Below are 19,993 nucleotides of genomic sequence, written 5' to 3'. Positions count from 1 at the left end.
AAGGAAATTAAAGATGAGTGTTGATAAGAAAATAAAAGTGGCCATTATCGGTTCCGGTAATATTGGCACCGATTTAATGATCAAAATTTTGCGTCATGGTCGGCATCTGGAAATGGGGGCTATGGTGGGCATTGATCCTCAATCGGACGGGCTTGCCAGGGCACAGCGTTTGGGGGTGGCCACCACGCATGAAGGGGTGGAGGGTCTGAGCCGGTTGCCGGTATTTGATGAAATTGATTTGGTTTTTGATGCTACGGCAGCCAGTGCTCATATTCACAATGATGCTTTTTTGCGTCAGTTGAAACCCCAGATGCGTTTGGTGGATTTGACCCCGGCCGCCATTGGGCCGTATTGTGTGCCAGTCGTCAATCTGGATGCGCATGTAAACGCGTTTAATGTCAATATGGTAACTTGTGGCGGTCAGGCGACTATTCCCATAGTGGCTGCCGTTTCTCGGGTAGCTAAAGTGCATTATGCTGAAATTGTGGCATCTATTTCCAGTAAATCGGCCGGGCCGGGTACGCGTGCCAATATTGATGAGTTTACGGAAACCACCTCTAAAGCTATTGAAGTGATTGGCGGGGCAACCAGGGGCAAGGCTATTATTATTTTGAATCCGGCAGAGCCGCCCGTTATTATGCGCGATACTGTTTATACCCTGTCTGACGGGGCTGATGAAGATGCGATTGAACAAAGTATTGCAGAGACTGTTGCGGCAGTACAGCAGTATGTGCCAGGTTATAAGCTTAAACAAAAGGTGCAGTTTGAACGGATAAGCGCGGACCGTCCGTTAAAGATCCCCGGTTTGGGTGAATGTAGCGGTTTGAAAACCTCGGTGTTTCTAGAGGTGGAAGGAGCGGCGCATTATTTGCCCGCTTATGCCGGAAATCTGGATATTATGACTTCGGCTGCTATGGCGACTGCCGAACGTATGGCGCAATCCATTCTTGAGCGTTAATGGAGATAATCATGAACACAGGAAAAAAACTGTATATATCAGATGTTACTTTACGTGATGGTAGCCATGCCGTGCGCCATCAGTATAGCGTCAAGGATGTGCGTCGTATTGCACGGGCACTGGACCAGGCCAAGGTAGACAGTATTGAAGTGGCACATGGAGACGGGTTGCAGGGTTCAAGCTTTAATTATGGGTTTGGGGCACACACGGATCTGGAGTGGATCGAAGCGGTGGCCGATGAAGTCCAGCATGCCAAAGTGGCCACATTGCTGTTGCCTGGCATTGGTACTATTCATGACTTGAAAGATGCCTATCAGGCAGGTGCGCGCGTGGTAAGGGTAGCCACGCATTGCACCGAGGCGGACGTATCGGCACAACACATCGCATATGCCCGCGAGTTGGGTATGGATACGGTCGGTTTTTTAATGATGAGTCATTTAACCACGCCCGAAAACCTGTCCCGTGAAGCGCAAAAAATGGAAAGTTATGGCGCAACCTGCATTTATGTCGTGGATTCGGGCGGTGCTATGAACATGAACGATGTGCGTGACCGTTTCCGTGCGGTTAAGGCAGTGTTAAAGCCAGAGACGGAAACAGGTATACATGCGCACCATAACTTGTCTTTGGGTGTGGCCAACTCGATTGTGGCTGTTGAAGAAGGGTGTGATCGTATTGATGCGAGCCTGGCCGGAATGGGTGCGGGTGCCGGTAATGCGCCTCTTGAGGTGTTTATTGCCGCCGCAGAACGGATGGGCTGGAATCATGGTACTGATTTATATGCCCTGATGGATGCCGCCGATGATATTGTCCGTCCGTTACAAGATCGTCCGGTACGTGTAGATCGTGAAACCTTGGCTTTAGGATACGCTGGGGTATACTCCAGCTTCTTGCGTCATGCAGAAGTGGCTGCGCAACGTTACGGCTTGAAACCGGTGGATATTTTGGTTGAGCTGGGTCGCCGCCGTATGGTAGGCGGGCAAGAGGACATGATTGTCGACGTTGCACTTGATTTGGTAAATAGCCAGAATTAATAATAAAAAATCTCCCTCGTCCTGAGGGAGTTTTTTTTTATTCGATGCTTGCTTGCATACCCCGTTTTTCGGGGTGGGGCAAGCAGAGCAGGCAGACGCTGAATTAACGCGATAAAATTTGTTGAAAGGTTCTTTCCAGGTGCGTTTTTGCCTGTTCTACGGAAAGTTGCCCGGCATCCATTTGACGCCATGCCACAAAACCGTCAGGACGTATTAACAGTACCCCATTTTCATTAATTTCGCGTCGCTGCTGCCATTCACAATAAGGGTCCTGGTAATCTAAAGATCCTATGGTAATAATACGCAAGAATGGTAACTCTAGTTGTTGGGCCGCTTCTGTCCAGACATGGCCCGATAAGCCGGTTAGTAAGGTGAAATAACCTTTGCCAACGATATCCAGGGTGGATTTTTTGTATCCTTTGCGGTCAATAAGCCAGGCATGAGGTATTTTGGCACCTGGGCGGGTTGTGGCTTGTAAATACAACTCTTTGTCCCGAGCCCAGGTTTCGGGGTCTGGCTCATTAATAACCGCCTGTGATTCATAGCGTTGGTTCATTTCAACGCCTTGGGCATTAAATTCTGTTTGTTTCAGCTGTAATGCCTGTTGGGCGGCCAATCGGGCTTTTGCGCCTTTTTGGGATGGGCTTCTGAAGTTGGCAATACCGGCTTCAATGGGGTTTTCCTCGCCTTCTATACGGAATATTTTTTGCAATGCGGCATAGTCCAGGCGAGATTGGTTGGCACGTGCCACAATTTGTTTTCCTACCGGTGCCCGTTCCAAACTAAAGCTGTCCAAAAGCTCATGGCCAGCGTGGCCTTTTAATACGTAGGCAAATTTCCAAGCCAGGTTAAAGGCGTCTTGGACGCATGTGTTCAAGCCTAATCCGCTGGAAGGCGGGTGACGGTGGACGGCGTCTCCGGCACAAAATACACGGCCTTTATCGTAATGGGGAGCGTAGGCCTGGTTGACATACCAGGTGGATTTATTAAGGATTTTAATTTTCAGTTCAGGGTCACCGACCAGGATACGGATTTTTTCCGTTACCTCTTCGTCACTGAGCTCTGGTTCGCCCTGGTTAATATCAAATCCCCAACCGGCTATCCATTGATTCCATGGTTTAATGGCGCGTAACAAACCAAAACCAATTTCGCCAAATGCCGCTTGGGGAGAACAAATCCAGTACAAAATACTGGGGCGGTGTGCTGTATATTGACTTAAGTCGGCTTCAAACAGGGTGTAAGCGGTGCCTGCGCGAGCCAGTTGGCCTTCCAGGGCAAGCCCTGCGTCTTTCATGACTTTTGAGTTGGCACCATCAGCGCCAACCAAAAATTTTGCCCGTAGCTGATATTCATGTTGCGTGAAACGATCCTTTAGCTGGACGGTAATACCGGCGTCATCTTGCTGGTGACTCAGGTATTCGGTATTAAATGAATAACTTGCCCCGCGATTGCGTGCCTGGTTAACCAGAATTGGCTCAATCAGGGGTTGGGGAATATCCAGTAATTCGCAGGGGCTGCCGCTTAAGTAGTCACCCTTGCGAGCCAAATCCGTGCCCCAGGAACGAATGCGTAACAGTTCATCTCCGGCCAGGCTGGTTGTAATCAAGCTATCGCCCATCAGGTCCCAAGGGGTCGCGTATTTGTAGCATTCTTCTTCAATGCCCAGTTCCCTGAAAACTTCCATGGTGCGTTGATTTGTAATATGGGCGCGGGGCGTATTGGCAACCCAGTTCCAGCGAGAAACCACATGGACTTTAATGCCGTATGAGGCCAGCGCCAGCGCCAATGTGGAACCGGTTGGTCCGGAACCAATCACCAATACATCACAATCCAGTTTTTCTTGACTCATTGTCTCTCCTATATACGATTTCATCTACGATAACTAACATGTTAGTATGTTAGCATTCTAGTTTAGAGTTGATAAAATAGTATATTTACTAATGTTCAAGGCATGGTAGTTGTGCTAAACATTCAATTTTTTAAATTTTGGTTGGGACTATGTCTTCTAAAAACATGCAGGCGTATGCGTTAATTCGTGACAGGCTCTTTACGGGGCGCTATGCCTTTGGTGACTCCATTTCAGTTAAAGAGTTAAGTGAAGAAACAAAGATTAGCCGCCAGCCTATTATGACTGCCTTGTATCGTTTGCAAGAGCAAGGATTTATAGAGATTACGGCACAGGTAGGCTCCAGGGTCGTGCAACCTGCTTTGCAGGAAGTTTTGGATTTTTATCAGATGTTCGCTGCGATAGAAGGGGTTTTAGCGGGTTTGGCTGCCAATCGGGTACAGCCGGGCCAGATAGAAAAATTACAGGATATTAATCATCGCATCGATGCCCTGGATCCAGATGACCCTAATATTGAACAGGCGTATAGATCATTAAACATCGCGTTTCACACCGAATTGCATGCTTTGGCGCAATCGCCTCAAGTAAGTTTGCGCCAGCAGGCCAATTTTGACTTGTCAGATTTTTATATGCTTCAAACAACCGGTTTTAAACAGAATTTGCATGTGGCCAGTCAGGCGCACCAGGATTTGATTGTTGCCATAAGGGAAAAAAATGTCGCGTTAGCTATCAACATAGCAAGCCACCATATTTTGGATGTGGGTGAATATTTAAAAAGAAATTGGCAGGAATAACAGCTTTATGTTTGGCCTGAAAACATTAAAAAAATTTGTTTTGTGCGTTAACAGGCATCTAGTGGTTTTCACTAGGTTTTTGTTGTTTCCAGAGTGAGCATTTTTGGGGGGTGTTTACTGTGTGAACAAATCTTTATTTTTCTTTTGATTGAAGCATTAGTTGTCTTATCTTTTTACGAGTTTAAATAATTTTAAAAATTGTATATATTGTTAGTAAATATAAAAATGCCTTTTATGATGGAAGGCAGTCATATCACTCATGGAGATAACAATGAAACGCTTCTTAACGGTTTGCGCCGGTGCTTTGGCTATTGTTTTCAGTGCTTCTGCTTTTGCAAATAAGCCTGTAAGCATGCGATTTTCCAATTTTGCAGGACCAACTTCCTTTTTGACCAAAGGTATTTTTGAGCCGCTTTTGCAAGATATTGAAGCGGATTCAGCAGGTACATTAAAAATTAAAATGTTTTCAGGCGGCACTTTGGTTAAACCTGAAGATGCCTTTGATGCCGTACGTCGTGGCCTGGTTGATATGGCCTGGAGTTTAAGCGGTTACAATCCGGGCCGTTTTAAAGCGGCAGGTGTAACAGAAGTGCCTTTTCAGGCAAATGATGTCCAGGAGGGGTCCGCGGGTGTTTGGGCCTTGTATGAAAATGATTTGATGGACGGTTTTGACGATGTGTACGTGTTTGGTTTGTCATCGTCTGCTGTTGCCTTATTGCACTCTGGTAAAGAATCAAATAGTCTGGACGACTTTAAAGGTGAGCGCGTACGTGCCGCTGGTCCTCTGGCATCGGCATCTATCGAAGCGATTGGTTTGACCCCCATTGGCCTGCCAGCCTCACAAGTGGCAGAGAATCTGTCTAAACGTGTTTTGGCAGGTAGCGTGAATGATTGGGTTGCTTTGCAAACTTGGCAGATTGCCGATTTTGTGAAATATCATATTGATGCGCCTTTGGGTGCAGCGACGGTTTATGTCATTATTAACAAGCGCAAGTATGATAGTTTGCCTGAACCGGCTAAAGCCGCTTTGGCCAAACATGGTGGTGCGGCCTTTGTAAAACGTTGGTCTGACAGCCTTGAGGCTGAAAATCAGCGGATTAAGGCTGAGCTGTTGCAAGACAAGTCGCATGTGGTGGTTACGCCTACGGCCGAGGAACTTGAAGGTTATCAGGCTAAAGTTCAGAAAGTTGTCGATGAGTGGATAGCCGCAACTCCCAATGGCAAAGAGATTTGGGATGTCTATACCAGTACTATTGAAGACGTTCGGGCTAAGTGATGGAATTAAAGTTATATGCCAGCCAAGAGCGTAAACGCTTGGTTTTAAATGGTTCAGGTCAATGGGTGGACCGGTTTAGCGTGACAGGTGTTATTGTTTCGCTGGTTGCCTTGGTGTTTTTGTCTGTGGTGACCTTGACGGATATTTCTTTAAGGTCTTTAAGCTCCCATGGGGTCCGTGGTTTATTTGAACTTAACGGGCTTATTATGGCTGTTATTATATCTGGCTTCTTAAGCCTGGTTTTTATCCAGCGGCGCAATATCCAGGTTGATGTAATGGGTAAAATGGCAGGCTCTAATCAGCTGGGTGTGGCGTTGGTGTCTGCACTGGCAGAAGCGGTCATGATGATTGGCTTGAGCTGGGTGGTATGCCTTAGAGCCTGGGATGCATATCAGTACAATGAAACAACCGTGGTAACGGGTATGGGGACCACCGGTTTTTGGATTGTCACCAGTGTCGTGATGATCTTTGGAACCCTGTTGGTTGTTGGGCGTAACCTGGCCCAATGGGGGCGTCTGATTTTAACCAAGGCTTATCTGGAAGAGGGTTTTTTACGAGGTTTAGGGGTGGTAGTGGCTGCTTTTGCAATTAGTGCGGTACTACTGTTTGTTTTTTTAACCCCTGAATACGGTATGGGCTTGCAGGCCAGTATCGTTTTTATTGCCTTGTATATCTTAATTGCGGCACAAATACCCGTAGGCGTGGCCCTGGCATTGTTAGGGGTTACCAGTCTTGGTTTGTTGTTAAATGTCGAGTCCGCTTTTGTTATTACCCAAAATGAGGTGGCGCGCGCATTAACCAGCATGGATCTGGCGGCTATTCCCCTGTTTTTGCTGATGGGCAACTTTGCTACATGGGCAGGTTTATCAGGTGATATTTTTAAAGTCGGTACGTCCTTGGTCGGATCTCGGCGTGGCGGGCTTGCCATGGCTTCAGTGATGGGCTGTGGTGGTTTTGGGGCAATTTGTGGCTCATCAATTGCGACAACGGCAACCTTTGGAAAAGTTGCGTTTACCGAAATGGAAAAACGCAACTATGCCCATAGTCTGACTGCTGGATGTATTGCAGCAGGTGGAACCTTAGGAGCATTACTTCCACCATCGGTGGTATTGATTGTTTATTGTGTGGTGGTAGAGGTATCCATCCGCGATGCTTTTCAGGCAGCCTTGTTGCCAGGTCTTTTGGCTTTGGGCATGTATATCATTGCTATTATGGTAGCAGTGCGGGTTAAGCCCGATTTGGCACCCACGATAGAAAAGTTTGATTGGGCGACTGCTCGCAAGGCGTTAATTCAGGCTTGGCGGCCAACTATTCTTTTTCTCCTGGTATTGGGTGGCCTGTATGGCGGTTTTTTCACTACCCAGGAAGCTGCTTCAGTAGGGGCGGTACTGGCACTTGCCTTTGCGTTTATGTCAAAAGATTTTGGCTGGAAGGAGTTCAGGTCTTCTTTGCTGGATACTGCCATCAATTCTGGTGCGATTTACATTATTTTTATTGGAGCCAATATTTTTGCAGGGTTCATGAGCTTTAGCGATGTGGCCAGCTTGATTTTGAATCTTGTTAACGTTGATGTTACGCCTCATTGGGTTATTTTGTTGGCATTAGTTGTGTTTTACCTTCTGTTAGGGACGATATTTGATACCATGGCTGCGGTTTTGGTCACTGCGCCATTGGTAGTGCCGTTAATTTTAGGTATGGACTATAGCCTGGTCTGGTGGGGGGTAGTGACATTATCCTTGGTTGAGATCGGTATGATTACACCGCCACTGGGTATGAATGTATTTGTGATGCGCAGTGTGGTTGGAGATCGGCTGCAATTGACCAGTATTTTTAAAGGGGTAACTCCTTTCTTGCTGGCTGATTTGGTAAGAATCGCTCTTTTAGTCGCTTTTCCGGCCATTAGCATGTGGTTACCAAGTGTTTTGAATTAACTGTAATGTCAGAAATACAAGTGTATCCACGGGTACGTGCATTAGAACGTGGTCTGGAACTGGTTAGTGTATTAAGTGAGTTCGGTTGGGCCACGCCTAAAGAGTTGGCTAAAAAGACAGGCATTCACCGAACCACTATATACAGGCTTTTGCATACCCTTGAGGTCAATGATTATGTGCATTGCCGGCCGGGCGATGGTTGCTATTCCTTGACACGTCGCTTTAGGCTTATAGCCGATGGCATAAAAGACGAAGATTGGGTGGCGCAAATAGTCAGTTTTCATTTGGGTAATTTATTATCGCAAATTCAATGGCCCAGTGATTTTGTGACTTTTAGTTCGGGACGCTTAATAATTCGGGAATCAACCCATCGCTTTAGCCCAATGTCAGTGAACAGGGGAATGGTGGGAAAGTCCAGACCGCTTTTAAATTCGGCCTTGGGTATTGTTTTTTTAAGCGCAGTGTCAGACGAGAGCCGTGAAAGAATCCTGACACTGGCAGGGTTGGCCGGAGATGAGTCAGTCAAACCCGAGAATCTGGAAAATGTCATGAGGCGGATTCAAGTCGCGCGTGCACGCGGCTATGCCGAGTCTTCAGGGGAAACGCAACATAATATCAGCGCCATTGCTGTGCCTATTTGTTGGAGGAACCGTGTTTTGGGCGCAATTAATATTATGTTTTTCAGGCGTGCGCTTACGCCTGTTAAAGCGGCAGAGTTGTATTTGGATCAATTAAAGCGTTGCGCGAAGGGTATAGAAAAAGAATTGGAAAGTTTGCCTTTGGCAGAACAAACTGGCTGGATACGGCGACGTAATTAAAAAGTTCATTTTGATTGAGTGGTGAGGAATAAAAATGGTAGATGGAAATAAAACCAAACAGGTAGCGGAGTTTTTGCTGAAGGCGCGGCAACAAGTCCAGGCATGCCCACCTGTTTCCGCAGAGTTTGGGATTACAGACATTCAAGAGGCGTATGCCATTCAGGAATACAATACACAGCAGGCTTTAAAGCAGGGACGCCGTTTGTCTGGCCGAAAAATAGGGCTTACTTCGGTGGCAGTTCAAAAACAGTTGGGCGTTGACCAGCCGGATTTTGGCATGCTTTTTACCGATATGGAATATATGGATGGGGCAAATATTCAGGCCTCGGGCTTGATTGCGCCTAAGGTTGAGGGAGAAATCGCTTTTGTATTAGGTCGTGATATTGAGCGGGCAGATATCAGCTTGGCCGAATTAATCCGTTCTGTAGATTATGTATTACCCGCTTTGGAAATTGTGGATTCGGCCATAGAGAATTGGAATATTACAATTACCGATACTATTGCTGATAATGCTTCAGCGGCAGCTTATGTTTTAGGCAAAACCCCGGTCAGCCTGGATGCTCTGGATTTAGCCCTGGAAGGAATGGTGTTACGTAAAAATCATCAGATTGCCTCAATCGGCGTTGGAGCAGCATGTTTGGATCATCCTTTGTATGCGTGTATGTGGCTGGCCCGTACTATGATCGAAGTAGGGCGCCCCTTGCAGGCAGGAGATGTTTTGTTATCGGGGGCTTTAGGTCCTATGGTGGCTGTTGCCCAAGGAGATTCGATTCAGCTGGACTTGACCCATTTGGGTCAGGTAAGTTGCCAGTTTGTTTAAGCTATTATTTGTGTGGTATAAACCAATTTTAAAAAATCGGGCATAAACCCTGTTTTGCAGGTTAGCCGCTTAAATCAAGTAACAAAAAAGCCCGGAAAATATATTTCGGGCTTTTTTTTGGGGGGTTAGCGTGGGGGGCAGTCCTTGACTTTGCCCCAGGCATTGTTGGCACCACAGTATTGCTCACGCACCTTGCCCAGGCAAGTGGGACGATCAAAAAAGCCCAGGGTGCGGCAATGGGCGACTTCCCGGTGAAAGGCGGGCTCCCAGGCATAACCGCCGCCTGATGAGCCGGATGCTTGCGTTGGACGGTTAATGGGGGCGCCCTGAATGGGGGCGGCGTCTATGCGGCCGATTGCCGTGCCAATGGTGACATTTGGATTGTACTGGCTGCTGGATGCTGTCAGGATGTCGGATTTTTGTGAGGGTTCGATCGCCCAGTCTATGCCAACGGGCATTTCAGGGATGCCCTGTGCGCCACTCATGAGGGGTTGCTGGGGCTGGCGCAGTACGGGACGGCCGAATTGGTCAACTTGTGGCGGCGGATCAAACTCGCTAACGTTGGGTATATTGGCAGTGGTGGGCGTATGTGCAATAAGCCATTCGCCAGCCTGGATTCCGCCCCATGTGGCCAGCCCGGCAAATATCAGTAAAGAAATGAATAAAAAACGCCAAGACATTAATAAATTACCCTTCATTGATGTGTAGTTCATTTTAGCTTTATTCCTGGAACACCTGCCCGGCATGTTCACGCATTGCGTGAAAATTAATTTCAGGATTCAGTTCCTGGGCAACACGAAGCTGGGCAGGAGAAGTAATCAGAAAAGCCAGCGCATCAACCACATCGTAAGCGATATGGGCAGCATTGCTGTCCATGAATTTGCGCAGTGCTTTCGGGTTGTCACTGGTTACCCAGCGTGCCATGGTATATCTGGATGGCATTAAACGCGCTTCCACCCCATATTCGGTTTTCAGGCGGTGAGCAACCACTTCAAATTGTAATTGACCAACGGCACCCAGCAACAGGGCACCACCGGCGGCTTCCGGACGAAATACCTGAATGGCGCCTTCCTCTCCCAATTGGGTCAGGCCGGTGCGAAGTTGCTTGGTACGCAATGGATCTTTGACTTCGACGCCCTGGAATAGCTCAGGAGCAAAGAATGGCAATCCGGTAAATTGCAGGGTTTCGCCTTCGGTCAGGACATCGCCCAGGTGCAGGACACCGTGGTTGGGAATACCAATGACATCACCTGCGTAGGCCTCATCAAGCAGATCACGGCGTTGCGACAGGAAAGAAACCACGTTGTTGGGACGGATTTCCTTGCCGGTACGGCTGACTTTCAGGCGCATGCCACGTTCAAACTTGCCCGAACTGACCCGCACAAAGGCCACGCGGTCGCGGTGGGCCGGGTCCATATTGGCCTGTACCTTGAAGACGACCCCGGAAAATTTGGGCTCATCGGGTTGCACGATGCGTTCCAGCGCCTGGCGGGGCCCCGGTTTGGGCGCCCATTTAACGAGGGCGTCAAGCACCTCTTGCACACCAAAGTTGTTAACGGCCGAGCCGAAAAAGACCGGTGTTTGTTTGCCAGCCAGAAAGGCGTCGTGGTCAAAATCGGGGGTGGCTTCCTTGATGAGGGAAATTTCTTCGTGGGCCTTGTCGAAGGCGGAGCCGAATTTTTCCTGGATCAGTGGGTTGTCCAGGCCTTCGATAAACTCATCGGTGCCGCGTTTTTCCTGGCCGGGACGGAACAGACGCATACGGTCCAGCTGCAGGTCATAAACACCACCGAATGATTTACCCATGCCAATCGGCCAGGTAAACGGGATGGTGTCCATACCCAGATGGGATTCAATTTCACCCAGCAGGTCCAGGGGTTCACGGACTTCGCGGTCTAGTTTGTTGATGAAGGTGAGAATGGGAGTGTTGCGCGCCCGGCAAACCTGCAGCAGGCGAATGGTTTGCGGTTCAATCCCGTTTGCGGCATCAACCACCATGATGGCAGCGTCCACTGCGGTCAGTACCCGATAGGTGTCTTCAGAGAAGTCCTGGTGTCCGGGGGTATCCAGCAGATTGATGACACAATTCTTGTATTCCATTTGCATGACGGATGACGCAACTGAAATTCCCCGTTGCTTTTCGATTTCCATCCAGTCGGAAGAGGCGTGGCGGCTTGCTTTTCTTGCTTTTACGCTACCGGCGATCTGAATTGCACCTGCGAACAGGAGCAGTTTCTCGGTAAGGGTGGTTTTACCGGCATCGGGGTGGGAAATAATGGCAAAGGTGCGGCGGCGGGCCACTTCCTGCTTGATTGATAAGTGTGACATTAATTAAAAACGGTATATAAGTCACCCGGGATGGGATGATAAGGCAACAGATTGATGGATGATTCGGGGATTCGTGCAAAAAACATTGGTAGAATGCCAGAAAATGTTGTTTATTATAATCTTTATCGGTATTTTTTGTGAAAGAAAAGGATTGCAAAGGCTAAGTCATTATGGCAAACAGGAAAATTAAAATACAGGACTTTCTTTCCAATGTTCCCCTATTTAGCGAACTGGAACCGGCCGAGCTGGATGCCATCGCGTTGGGAACCACCGAAATGCAGGTCAGGCGCGGCGAAATTGTGTTTCAGCGTGGTGAGCCTTGTCTGGGCCTGCATGTGCTTATCTATGGCCAGATCAAACTGTCAGTGGTTTCATCACCCGGCAATGAAAAGGTGGTCAAGATCATTCGTGCCGGTGACAGCTTTGGTGAGGCGCTCATGTTTATGGGCAAGAACTATATCGTGACGGCACAGGCGCTGGAGGATTGCCTGGTGCTGCATGTCAGTCGCAATGTGATTAATGCCGAATTGGCCAAAAGCCAGAATCTCACCTTCAATATGCTCAAGGGGCTGAGCCAGCGCTTATATGGCCTGATGGAAGACGTCGAGTCCTATTCCCTGCGTTCAGGCGCACAGCGGGTGATTGGTTATTTGCTTAAGCACGATCATTGTGAAAACGGGGAAACCATTACATTAAGCACCAGCAAAGCTATTATTGCTTCGCGCCTTAACATTACCCCGGAACACTTTTCGCGTATTTTGCTCGATTTAAGCACGCATGGCCTGATCAAGGTAAAAGGAAAGGAAATTACCATTCTGGACATGCAGGGGCTTATTGATTTTTAAGCGGTTTTTTTATATTGTTTGGCAAGCCGGCGGTAGATGCTGACGGCCCCCAGCAAATTGAAAAACAGCATGCCTGCCGAGATCAGCAGTAACAATGCCGCCAGGGTGACAAAGCCGGGTATTTGCCAGGCTGCGGCGAGCATGGCCGGCACGGTCAACAACTGCACCCAAAACTGGCGCATGGCCCTGGCTTCGGGCAAAATATCTTTTATTTTGGGCACGGCGCCCGAACGGAACGGGACGATTTCCTGGCTGTGCAACAGGACCAGGAAGGGCACAATTTTGTATAACATGCCATTAATGGCGGAATAGGCGCAGCCCAGAATAAATAATATGCCCAGTGACAGCTCCAGTTGCGGCAGGCTAAACTGTTGCAGTAGCGCTAACAGGATGCAGCTGCCAAACAGGCTGGCCAGTGACAGCCGCCAGAACAGGGTGGTGACATCGGGTTCGGGCCGTTTGCGGCCTTTAAGTAAAATGCAGGTCTGGATGGTGAAAATAATGGCCAGCAGGGCCAGCATAAAAACCAGTATGGTTTGAAGCATATCCGCATGCAGGCCAAACCACTCAGAAAAAACAGTCCAGAGCAGCAACACGACAAAAAGCACCGGCAACAGGCGTTGCGTCATGCGGGCGGGATAAATTTCCGTGACCTGAAACAGGGGTATGACCTGAAAGCTGATGCCCATCAGCAAAATGGCGACCCAGCCGGCCAGGCCCCACAAGGCATGCAGGTTGGTCAGGGCCACCAAAGACAGGTTCAAGGGGTTGATAAAGGCATAGACCAGGGTGAAACCAAGCATAACCGTGATGGTCAGGCTGGCGACGCTATATCGTATTGCCAGAATGGACGCCCTGGCTTTTTCCGCCTGCTGTTTGCGTGACAGCCAGAACCCAAGATTAAGTGTAAAAATGAAAATGGCCAGACCACTTCCCAGCAGGGTGGCCGCCATGATGAAAAGCGGGTTGGAAAGGGTAAGGAAGGCACCTGCCAGGATTAAAGTTCCGGGTCCCAGCAGCAGGAAGACAATCAGACCCAGTAGATCTGGCCATGGAATCTGGATGCGGAAGGCCACCGGCAAGAGCTGGATTAATGAGCCAGCCATGCTCATGGTCAGAATGCCCAGCGTGAAAAGATGGGTAACACTTAACATGACCGGTGACCAGCGACTTGACCAGGCATCGGGGCCGGAAAACAGCAATACCAGGGCCGCTAGCATGGCAAACAGCGGGGCAGCCAGAAAAAAACGCATGGGTGCCATCAGACCTGGCATGCGCTCGAACGTTAAGGCACGTTGCATTAGGCCTTTTTCCAGATGATTACTTCATAAGAGTAATCAGGCTGCTTGCGGATGCTGTATTCGAATTGTTCGCTTTCAAGAATGCGAAACAGGGGAATGGGTTCACGGTCTATCAGGATGCACAGGCGTTTTTCACCGTTGTCGATTTGGGGCAATAACTCCAGGACCCGCTCCATGGGTTCAGGAGGGGGTAAGCCCCGTACGTCCAGCTGAATATCATTATTCATGTTTAATCCATCAATTAAAACGGGTTGTGAGTCTGGTAAAGAAATCGCCAGCAGACATTATGTAGATACATATCAATATATTATCAAATTAATATTGATGCCTTGCTTTTTCTTGATTTTGCTCAAGGTTATGCAAGGATCGTGGTTGTTATATTCAACCATTATTCTTTGCTTGATTTCAAGCCTCAATAAAATTCAAGATTAAACCAATATGTCAAGTTTTATGTCAATTAACGGTCATGGCCAGCCAGAATCCGCGCAGCCTGTCATAGAGTTGGTGTGTCCGGCCGGCAGCCTGCCCGCCCTGAAAAATGCCGTGGATAACGGTGCAGACTGTGTCTATCTGGGGTTCCGGGATGCCACCAATGCCCGCAATTTTGCCGGGCTTAATTTTGATGATGCCGCCATACGCGAAGGGATCAGCTACGCTCATGCACGCGGTTGCCGGGTGTTTGTCGCCCTTAATACGTATCCCCAGCCCGGCAGCGCCGGCTTATGGACACAAGCCATCGACCATGCTGCCGGCATGGGGGCAGATGCCCTTATTATGGGCGATCTGGGTTTAATGGCTTACGCGGCTGATAAATATCCTGATCTGCACCGGCATTTGTCGGTACAGGGCTCGGCCACCAATTACGAGGCGATTGCTTATTACCAGCAGCAGTTTGGCATTACGCGGGTTATTTTGCCACGGGTGCTTTCGCTGGCCCAGGTAGAGAGGGTGGCAGAAAGCACCACGGTGGAAATAGAAGTCTTCGGTTTTGGCAGCCTGTGCGTCATGGTGGAAGGGCGTTGTGCCCTTTCTTCTTATGTCACGGGCGAATCACCCAATACGCATGGCGTGTGTTCGCCGGCCAAGGCGGTGCGCTGGCAACAAACCCCCAAGGGGCTTGAGTCACGTCTTAACGGTGTGCTGATTGACCGCTATGGCGATAATGAAAATGCCGGTTACCCCACCTTGTGCAAAGGCCGGTTTGATGTTGAAGATGAAAATTATTATGCCATTGAAGAACCCACCAGCCTGAATACGCTGGAAATTTTGCCCCGACTGGTGCAGCTGGGCGTGCGTGGCATCAAAATTGAAGGTCGCCAGCGCAGTCCGGCCTATGTGGGCCAGGTCACCAAGGTATGGCGCCAGGCAATTGACAACTGCCTGTCCCAGGCGCAACGCTATTCAGTCAGGCCCGAATGGATGGCCAGCCTGAATAAAGTGGCTGAAGGGCAGCAGCATACCTTGGGTGCCTATAGTCGTCCCTGGAAATAGTTCAATTATCAAATATATTTGCATAAAGGTATTCTTGTGAAAATCGCACTGGGACCCATACAGTATTACTGGTCACGCAATGAAGTCGTGTCTTTTTACGGAAAAATGGCCGAAAGCGCCGCACAAATCGTGTATCTTGGGGAAACGGTCTGTTCGCGCCGCCATGAACTGCGCCTGCCCGACTGGCTGGATATTGCGAAAGACCTGAAAGCGTGTGGAAAAGAAGTGGTTTTGTCCACGCAAACCTTGCTGGAAGGCGAAAGCGACCTTAAAACCCTAAGAAAAATTGCCACCAATGACATGTTCATGGTGGAAGCCAATGACATGGGCGCAGTGCATTGCCTGCAAGGGCAAGGTTTTGTGGCGGGTCCTTTTTTAAACCTGTTCAGTACGCCATCCCTTGAGTTGCTGGTCAAACAGGGGGCCAGGCGCTGGGTGATGCCGCTGGAAATGGGGCAGGCCGGCCTGGCCAGCATTCTGGCCGAAAAACAGTTTCCGGTAGAAACCGAAGTGTTTGCCTACGGCCGTTTGCCACTGGCCTTTTCAGCCCGCTGTTTTACCGCCCGCAACCGCAATCTGCCCAAAGACAATTGCCAGTACGTGTGTATGGAACACCCCGATGGCCTCATGATGAAAACCCGTGAAAGCCAGCCTTTCCTGGTGCTTAACGGTATACAAACCCAGTCGGCGCTGGTGTATAACCTGTTGGCGGACATTGACAGCATGCGTGAAACGGGCGTGGATATTGTCCGGATCAGCCCGCAATGGCGCGATACCGACAGAATTGTTGAGCTGTATGATGCCGTTATTAATCACCGCATGAGTGTGGCCGATGCCATGGCACAAATTGAACCTTTAATGCCTGAAAAAGGCTGCAATGGCTACTGGCATGGCAAGCCGGGGCTTGAACAGGTGGCGGCGTAAGCCATTATTGACCCTTGTTCCCACGCTCCTGCGTGGGAATATACACCACCATATGCATTCCCACGCAGGAGCGTGGGAACGAGAAAAGAAACAAATACCACCAGATGCATTCCCATGCAAGCGCGTGGGAACGAGAAACAGTCGCCTTGATGTGGCCAGTGCCATGGCACAGATTGAACCCTTGATGCCTGAAAAAGGCTGCAATGGCTATTGGCATGGCAAGCCGGGCCTTGAACAGGTGGCAGCTTAAGCCATTTTTGGAGAAATAGTATGGACAAGCCTTTTTTGCTTCCACCGTTTGTAAAAACGGTTTTTTCAAAACTGCCGTCTTATCCCGGCACGTTTTTCTTTGTCAACGGGCTTAACCTGTTATTGAAAAAGCATTTGCCCGAAGATGTACTGGCCCGTCTTGAAGAGAAAAAATTGCGCCTGGTGGTAAAAGATGCCGGCATTGCTTTTGACTATAGCTGGCGCAACCGTGCGTTTGTGGCCTGTGGCAGGCATCCTGATGAGCCCGACCTGATCATTTCTTCAAGCTTATATGATTATTGGCAGATGATACAGCGCAAGGAAGATCCTGATACTCTTTTTTTCAGCCGTCGCATGATGATAGAAGGCGATACCGAGCTGGGCCTGATGGTTAAAAACACGCTGGATGGCATTGATTTATCGGTGCTGTCGCCCGAGCAGGTATTAAAAAAACTGCCCGGCATGCAAATCATTGGCCGGCTGGTCAAGCCTGCCAATGATAATGATGCTAGGCATTCTTCTTTAACGTAAAGCGCGTAAACATGGCCGATACCTGCTCAACCAGTGATTCAGACGGGTATCCTGCCAGACTGGCATTGTTCAGGACGGCATCGTTGCAACCCTGGTCACGAAACAGTTGCCAGACATAATTATTCACCTTCATTTTGGCCAGGCTTCTGGCCAGTTCCAATAAGTCTTCTTCGGGTAGCAGCAGGGGGTGCAGGGTGGTGCGCAGTTCGTAGTCGACCCCGCTGGCCAGCACTGCCTGTAAACAGGCCAGGGCCTGGTCACCACTGCCGGCAAATTGCGTGATATGGGCGTACTTGTTGAATGTGGCCTTGATATCCAGACCCACCCAGTCCACCAGTGGCAGCACTTCTTTGAGCCGTCGAGGGTAAATGCCCGCGCAGTGCAGGCCGATTTTATAACCAAGTGTCTTTACCTGTTGCATGGCATTTTCCAGGGCCGGGTCGATGGTGGGTTCACCACCACTGAATACCACGGCATCAATCAGGCCGGCACGCCGCTGCAGGAATGTCATGATGTCGCCCCAGTCCAGGGGGGTGTCGGTTCCCCGTTCCTGCAAATGCGGGTTATGGCAGTAACCGCAACGCCAGGGGCAGCCTTGCACAAAAAGCACGGCGGCCATCTGGCCAGGGTAGTCCGAGGTGCTGAAGGGGGTCATGCCCCCAACCCTGAGTGAAGAAACGGGTGCTGCGTCAGGAATCAAAGGCGGGCCTCTTTTTCGCTGAAGTATTTTCTTTCATGAAATTCGCCTTTTTTGCCAATATTGAATGAAGAAACCGGGCGGTGGTAGCCCATGACCCGGGTCCAGATTTCGCATGGCTGGCGCTCGTCGTCGCTCAGTGTGATATTTGCAGGTTTGTTCATGAGGGTATTTTTCATTTCTATTCCTTTAAGATTAAATTTGTTTGGATTGGGCTGGTTTGGGTTAAATGGATCTATGCGGCTTCTTTCAGTTTTTTCTGAATCAGTTCATCGTCGCATTTCGGGCAGAATTTATGGCTTCCGCCCAGGTAGCCGTGCTTGGGGCAAATGGAAAACGTGGGCGTCACGGTGATGTAAGGCAAATGAAAGCGGCTTAGGGCGCGCCTGACCAGGTTGCGGCAGGCATCCGCCGTGGAAAGCGGGTCGGTCATGTACAGGTGCAAAACGGTGCCGCCAGTGTATTTGCGTTGCAGGTCGTCTTGCCTTTCCAGTGCCTCGAAGGGGTCGTCGGTGAAACCCACCGGCAGCTGGGATGAGTTGGTGTAATAGGGCATGTCGGTCGTGCCCGCCTGTAAAATGCCGGGAAAGCGCTTGCGGTCTTCTTTGGCAAAACGGTAGGTGGTGCCTTCGGCAGGGGTGGCTTCCAGGTTGTACATATGGCCGGTTTCTTCCTGGAAAACCAGCATTTTGGCGCGGATATGATCCAGCAGGCGGATGGCGAAGTCATGCCCCCATTCAGACGTAATATCATGTTCGTCATGAGTGAAGTTGCGGATCATTTCATTAATGCCATTCACCCCCAGGGTTGAAAAGTGGTTGCGCAGGGTGCCCAGGTAACGTTTGGTGTAGGGAAACAGGCCGTTATCCATGTGTTTCTGGATTTCCGTGCGCTTCAGTTCCAGGCTGGTTTTGCCCAGTTCCATTAGTTCGTCCAGCCGCTTAAACAGGGCGGCTTCATTGCCGGCATATTGGTAGCCAAGGCGGGCGCAGTTAATGGTAACCACACCCAGGGAACCGGTTTGTTCCGCCGAACCGAACAGGCCATTGCCCCGCTTGAGCAGTTCGCGCAGGTCCAGCTGCAGGCGGCAGCACATGGAGCGGATCATATTGGGCTTGAGTTCGGAATTAATGAAATTCTGGAAATACGGCAGGCCATATTTGGCGGTCATTTCAAACATCAGTTCGGCGTTGGGGCTGTGCCAGTCGAAGTCTTCGGTAATGTTATAGGTGGGAATCGGAAAGGTGAAGACCCGGCCTTTTTCATCGCCCTGCATCATGATTTCAATGTAGGCGCGGTTAATCATGTCCATTTCGGTTTGCAGGTCGCCATAGTAAAACGGCATTTCCTTACCGGCGATAACCGGCGTTTGTTCGCGCAGGTCTTCGGGGCAGACCCAGTCAAAAGTCAGGTTGGTAAAAGGGGTTTGCGTACCCCAGCGTGAAGGCACGTTCAGGTTATAGATGAGTTCCTGCATGTATTGCCTGACGGTGGGGTAGTCAAGTTTGTCGACCCGGACATAGGGTGCCATGTAGGTGTCGAAAGAGCTGAAAGCCTGGGCGCCGGCCCATTCATTTTGCAGGGTACCCAAAAAATTCACAATTTGCCCGATCGCGCTGGACATGTGTTTGGGCGGGGAAGACTCCACTTTGCCGGGAACGCCATTCAGCCCTTCGTTCAGCAGGGTACGCAGTGACCAGCCGGCACAGTAGCCGGAAAGCATGTCCAGGTCATGGATGTGCAAGTCAGCATCACGGTGGGCCTGGCCGACTTCAGGTGGATAAATGTGGTTAAGCCAGTAGGTGGCAATCATTTTGCCCGAAATGTTCAGAATCAGGCCGCCCAACGAGTAACCCTGGTTGGCATTGGCGTTAACACGCCAGTCGGCTTGGCTGAGATATTCATCAATGCTGGTCTGGGCATTGATCAGGCTTTCCTGTGACATGCGTTCATCCTTGAAAAACTATATGTGGTGTTTTTTGTGATATTAAACACAAGATATAGTTGTTTCAAGAGCGGCTTTGTAATAAAAGCGGATAGCTTGATCTGGATTAATCTTCTGCCGGATTCTTATTATATTTATTTGGCAGCGCGTTCTGACACTGCCGATTTGCTCCGACGCCGCTTCGCGCCGAAGTCGCTGCATCGGCAGT

At 49.6% G+C, this 19,993-nt stretch carries 21 protein-coding genes; 12 read left to right on the top strand and 9 right to left on the bottom strand.

Annotated elements, in window-relative coordinates:
- Positions 1-13 precede the first annotated feature (13 nt).
- Both KU392_RS04890 and dmpG read left to right on the top strand, forming a co-directional pair.
- Positions 14-958, top strand: coding sequence for an acetaldehyde dehydrogenase (acetylating) (locus KU392_RS04890; RefSeq protein WP_217734736.1), 945 nt, complete (start codon positions 14-16; stop codon positions 956-958).
- An 11-nt stretch (positions 959-969) separates the two neighbouring features.
- Positions 970-1,989, top strand: a complete 1,020-nt coding sequence (dmpG, locus tag KU392_RS04885) for a 4-hydroxy-2-oxovalerate aldolase (protein ID WP_217734735.1) — start codon at positions 970-972, stop codon at positions 1,987-1,989.
- A 103-nt stretch (positions 1,990-2,092) separates the two neighbouring features.
- Here dmpG and KU392_RS04880 read toward each other — a convergent pair whose 3' ends face one another.
- A complete protein-coding gene (locus KU392_RS04880; RefSeq protein WP_217734734.1) occupies positions 2,093-3,838 on the bottom strand; it encodes an FAD-dependent oxidoreductase in 1,746 nt (581 codons plus the stop codon).
- A 149-nt stretch (positions 3,839-3,987) separates the two neighbouring features.
- Here KU392_RS04880 and KU392_RS04875 point away from each other — a divergent pair, with 149 nt between their 5' ends.
- Positions 3,988-4,629 (top strand): GntR family transcriptional regulator, encoded by a 642-nt coding sequence (locus tag KU392_RS04875; RefSeq protein ID WP_217734733.1) that lies wholly within the window; start codon positions 3,988-3,990, stop codon positions 4,627-4,629.
- Positions 4,630-4,839: 210 nt separating this feature from the next.
- Here KU392_RS04875 and KU392_RS14415 read toward each other — a convergent pair whose 3' ends face one another.
- Complete coding sequence (locus KU392_RS14415) at positions 4,840-5,106, bottom strand: hypothetical protein (RefSeq protein WP_343212414.1); 267 nt, start codon at positions 5,104-5,106, stop codon at positions 4,840-4,842.
- Here KU392_RS14415 and dctP point away from each other — a divergent pair.
- The 4 genes from dctP to KU392_RS04855 are packed head-to-tail and all read left to right on the top strand — an operon-like array spanning position 5,018 to position 9,474.
- Positions 5,018-5,905 (top strand): TRAP transporter substrate-binding protein DctP, encoded by an 888-nt coding sequence (gene dctP / locus KU392_RS04870; protein WP_343212412.1) that lies wholly within the window; start codon positions 5,018-5,020, stop codon positions 5,903-5,905. The two genes, KU392_RS14415 and dctP, sit on opposite strands and share 89 nt — an antisense overlap.
- Complete coding sequence (locus tag KU392_RS04865) at positions 5,905-7,836, top strand: TRAP transporter large permease (RefSeq protein WP_217734731.1); 1,932 nt, start codon at positions 5,905-5,907, stop codon at positions 7,834-7,836. The genes dctP and KU392_RS04865 overlap by 1 nt, the downstream gene beginning before the upstream one ends.
- 5 nt (positions 7,837-7,841) lie before the next feature.
- Positions 7,842-8,654 carry an IclR family transcriptional regulator domain-containing protein gene (locus tag KU392_RS04860; protein WP_217734730.1) on the top strand — a complete coding sequence of 271 codons (813 nt, stop codon included), beginning with the start codon at positions 7,842-7,844 and terminating at the stop codon, positions 8,652-8,654.
- A 34-nt stretch (positions 8,655-8,688) separates the two neighbouring features.
- The gene (locus KU392_RS04855) at positions 8,689-9,474 is read left to right on the top strand and encodes a 2-keto-4-pentenoate hydratase (protein WP_217734729.1); all 786 of its coding nucleotides are present in this window, start codon (positions 8,689-8,691) and stop codon (positions 9,472-9,474) included.
- Between the two features lie 125 nt (positions 9,475-9,599).
- On the opposite strand, the gene KU392_RS04850 is transcribed toward KU392_RS04855, so the two are convergent.
- Both KU392_RS04850 and KU392_RS04845 read right to left on the bottom strand, forming a co-directional pair.
- Complete coding sequence (locus tag KU392_RS04850) at positions 9,600-10,187, bottom strand: hypothetical protein (RefSeq protein ID WP_217734728.1); 588 nt, start codon at positions 10,185-10,187, stop codon at positions 9,600-9,602.
- Between the two features lie 7 nt (positions 10,188-10,194).
- The gene (locus KU392_RS04845) at positions 10,195-11,802 is read right to left on the bottom strand and encodes a peptide chain release factor 3 (RefSeq protein WP_217734727.1); all 1,608 of its coding nucleotides are present in this window, start codon (positions 11,800-11,802) and stop codon (positions 10,195-10,197) included.
- Positions 11,803-11,972: 170 nt separating this feature from the next.
- On the opposite strand from KU392_RS04845, the gene KU392_RS04840 reads away from it, so the two are divergent.
- Complete coding sequence (locus tag KU392_RS04840) at positions 11,973-12,647, top strand: Crp/Fnr family transcriptional regulator (protein ID WP_169293052.1); 675 nt, start codon at positions 11,973-11,975, stop codon at positions 12,645-12,647.
- Here KU392_RS04840 and KU392_RS04835 read toward each other — a convergent pair.
- Positions 12,644-13,948, bottom strand: a complete 1,305-nt coding sequence (locus tag KU392_RS04835) for a hypothetical protein (RefSeq protein WP_217734726.1) — start codon at positions 13,946-13,948, stop codon at positions 12,644-12,646. The genes KU392_RS04840 and KU392_RS04835 overlap by 4 nt on opposite strands.
- Positions 13,948-14,175 carry a DUF2249 domain-containing protein gene (locus KU392_RS04830; protein WP_217734725.1) on the bottom strand — a complete coding sequence of 76 codons (228 nt, stop codon included), beginning with the start codon at positions 14,173-14,175 and terminating at the stop codon, positions 13,948-13,950. The genes KU392_RS04835 and KU392_RS04830 overlap by 1 nt, the downstream gene beginning before the upstream one ends.
- A gap of 211 nt (positions 14,176-14,386) precedes the next feature.
- Here KU392_RS04830 and ubiU point away from each other — a divergent pair, with 211 nt between their 5' ends.
- From ubiU to ubiT, 4 genes are all read left to right on the top strand, one after another.
- Positions 14,387-15,439, top strand: coding sequence for a ubiquinone anaerobic biosynthesis protein UbiU (gene ubiU, locus KU392_RS04825; protein WP_246587325.1), 1,053 nt, complete (start codon positions 14,387-14,389; stop codon positions 15,437-15,439).
- 36 nt (positions 15,440-15,475) lie between these two features.
- Complete coding sequence (locus KU392_RS04820) at positions 15,476-16,363, top strand: U32 family peptidase (protein ID WP_169293055.1); 888 nt, start codon at positions 15,476-15,478, stop codon at positions 16,361-16,363.
- A 124-nt stretch (positions 16,364-16,487) separates the two neighbouring features.
- Entirely contained in the window at positions 16,488-16,613 is a 126-nt protein-coding gene (locus KU392_RS14370) for a hypothetical protein (RefSeq protein WP_281421599.1), read from the top strand.
- A 20-nt stretch (positions 16,614-16,633) separates the two neighbouring features.
- Entirely contained in the window at positions 16,634-17,143 is a 510-nt protein-coding gene (ubiT, locus tag KU392_RS04815; RefSeq protein WP_217734724.1) for a ubiquinone anaerobic biosynthesis accessory factor UbiT, read from the top strand.
- Here the strand turns inward: ubiT and KU392_RS04810 are convergent.
- Genes KU392_RS04810 through KU392_RS04800 form a run of 3 tightly spaced genes read right to left on the bottom strand, consistent with a single transcriptional unit; the run spans position 17,121 to position 19,785 of the window.
- The gene (locus tag KU392_RS04810) at positions 17,121-17,798 is read right to left on the bottom strand and encodes an anaerobic ribonucleoside-triphosphate reductase activating protein (RefSeq protein ID WP_217734881.1); all 678 of its coding nucleotides are present in this window, start codon (positions 17,796-17,798) and stop codon (positions 17,121-17,123) included. The genes ubiT and KU392_RS04810 overlap by 23 nt on opposite strands.
- A 41-nt stretch (positions 17,799-17,839) precedes the next feature.
- Entirely contained in the window at positions 17,840-18,019 is a 180-nt protein-coding gene (gene nrdD, locus KU392_RS04805) for an anaerobic ribonucleoside-triphosphate reductase (RefSeq protein WP_169293057.1), read from the bottom strand.
- Between the two features lie 56 nt (positions 18,020-18,075).
- A complete protein-coding gene (locus tag KU392_RS04800) occupies positions 18,076-19,785 on the bottom strand; it encodes a ribonucleoside triphosphate reductase (protein WP_217734723.1) in 1,710 nt (569 codons plus the stop codon).
- Positions 19,786-19,993: the final 208 nt, after the last annotated feature.

The sequence above is a fragment of the Advenella alkanexedens genome, from assembly GCF_019132845.1.
GTDB classification, from domain to species: domain Bacteria; phylum Pseudomonadota; class Gammaproteobacteria; order Burkholderiales; family Burkholderiaceae_B; genus Advenella; species Advenella alkanexedens.
The sequence above is the reverse complement of the archived record's forward strand: the minus strand, read 5'-3'. Positions and strand labels throughout refer to the sequence as shown.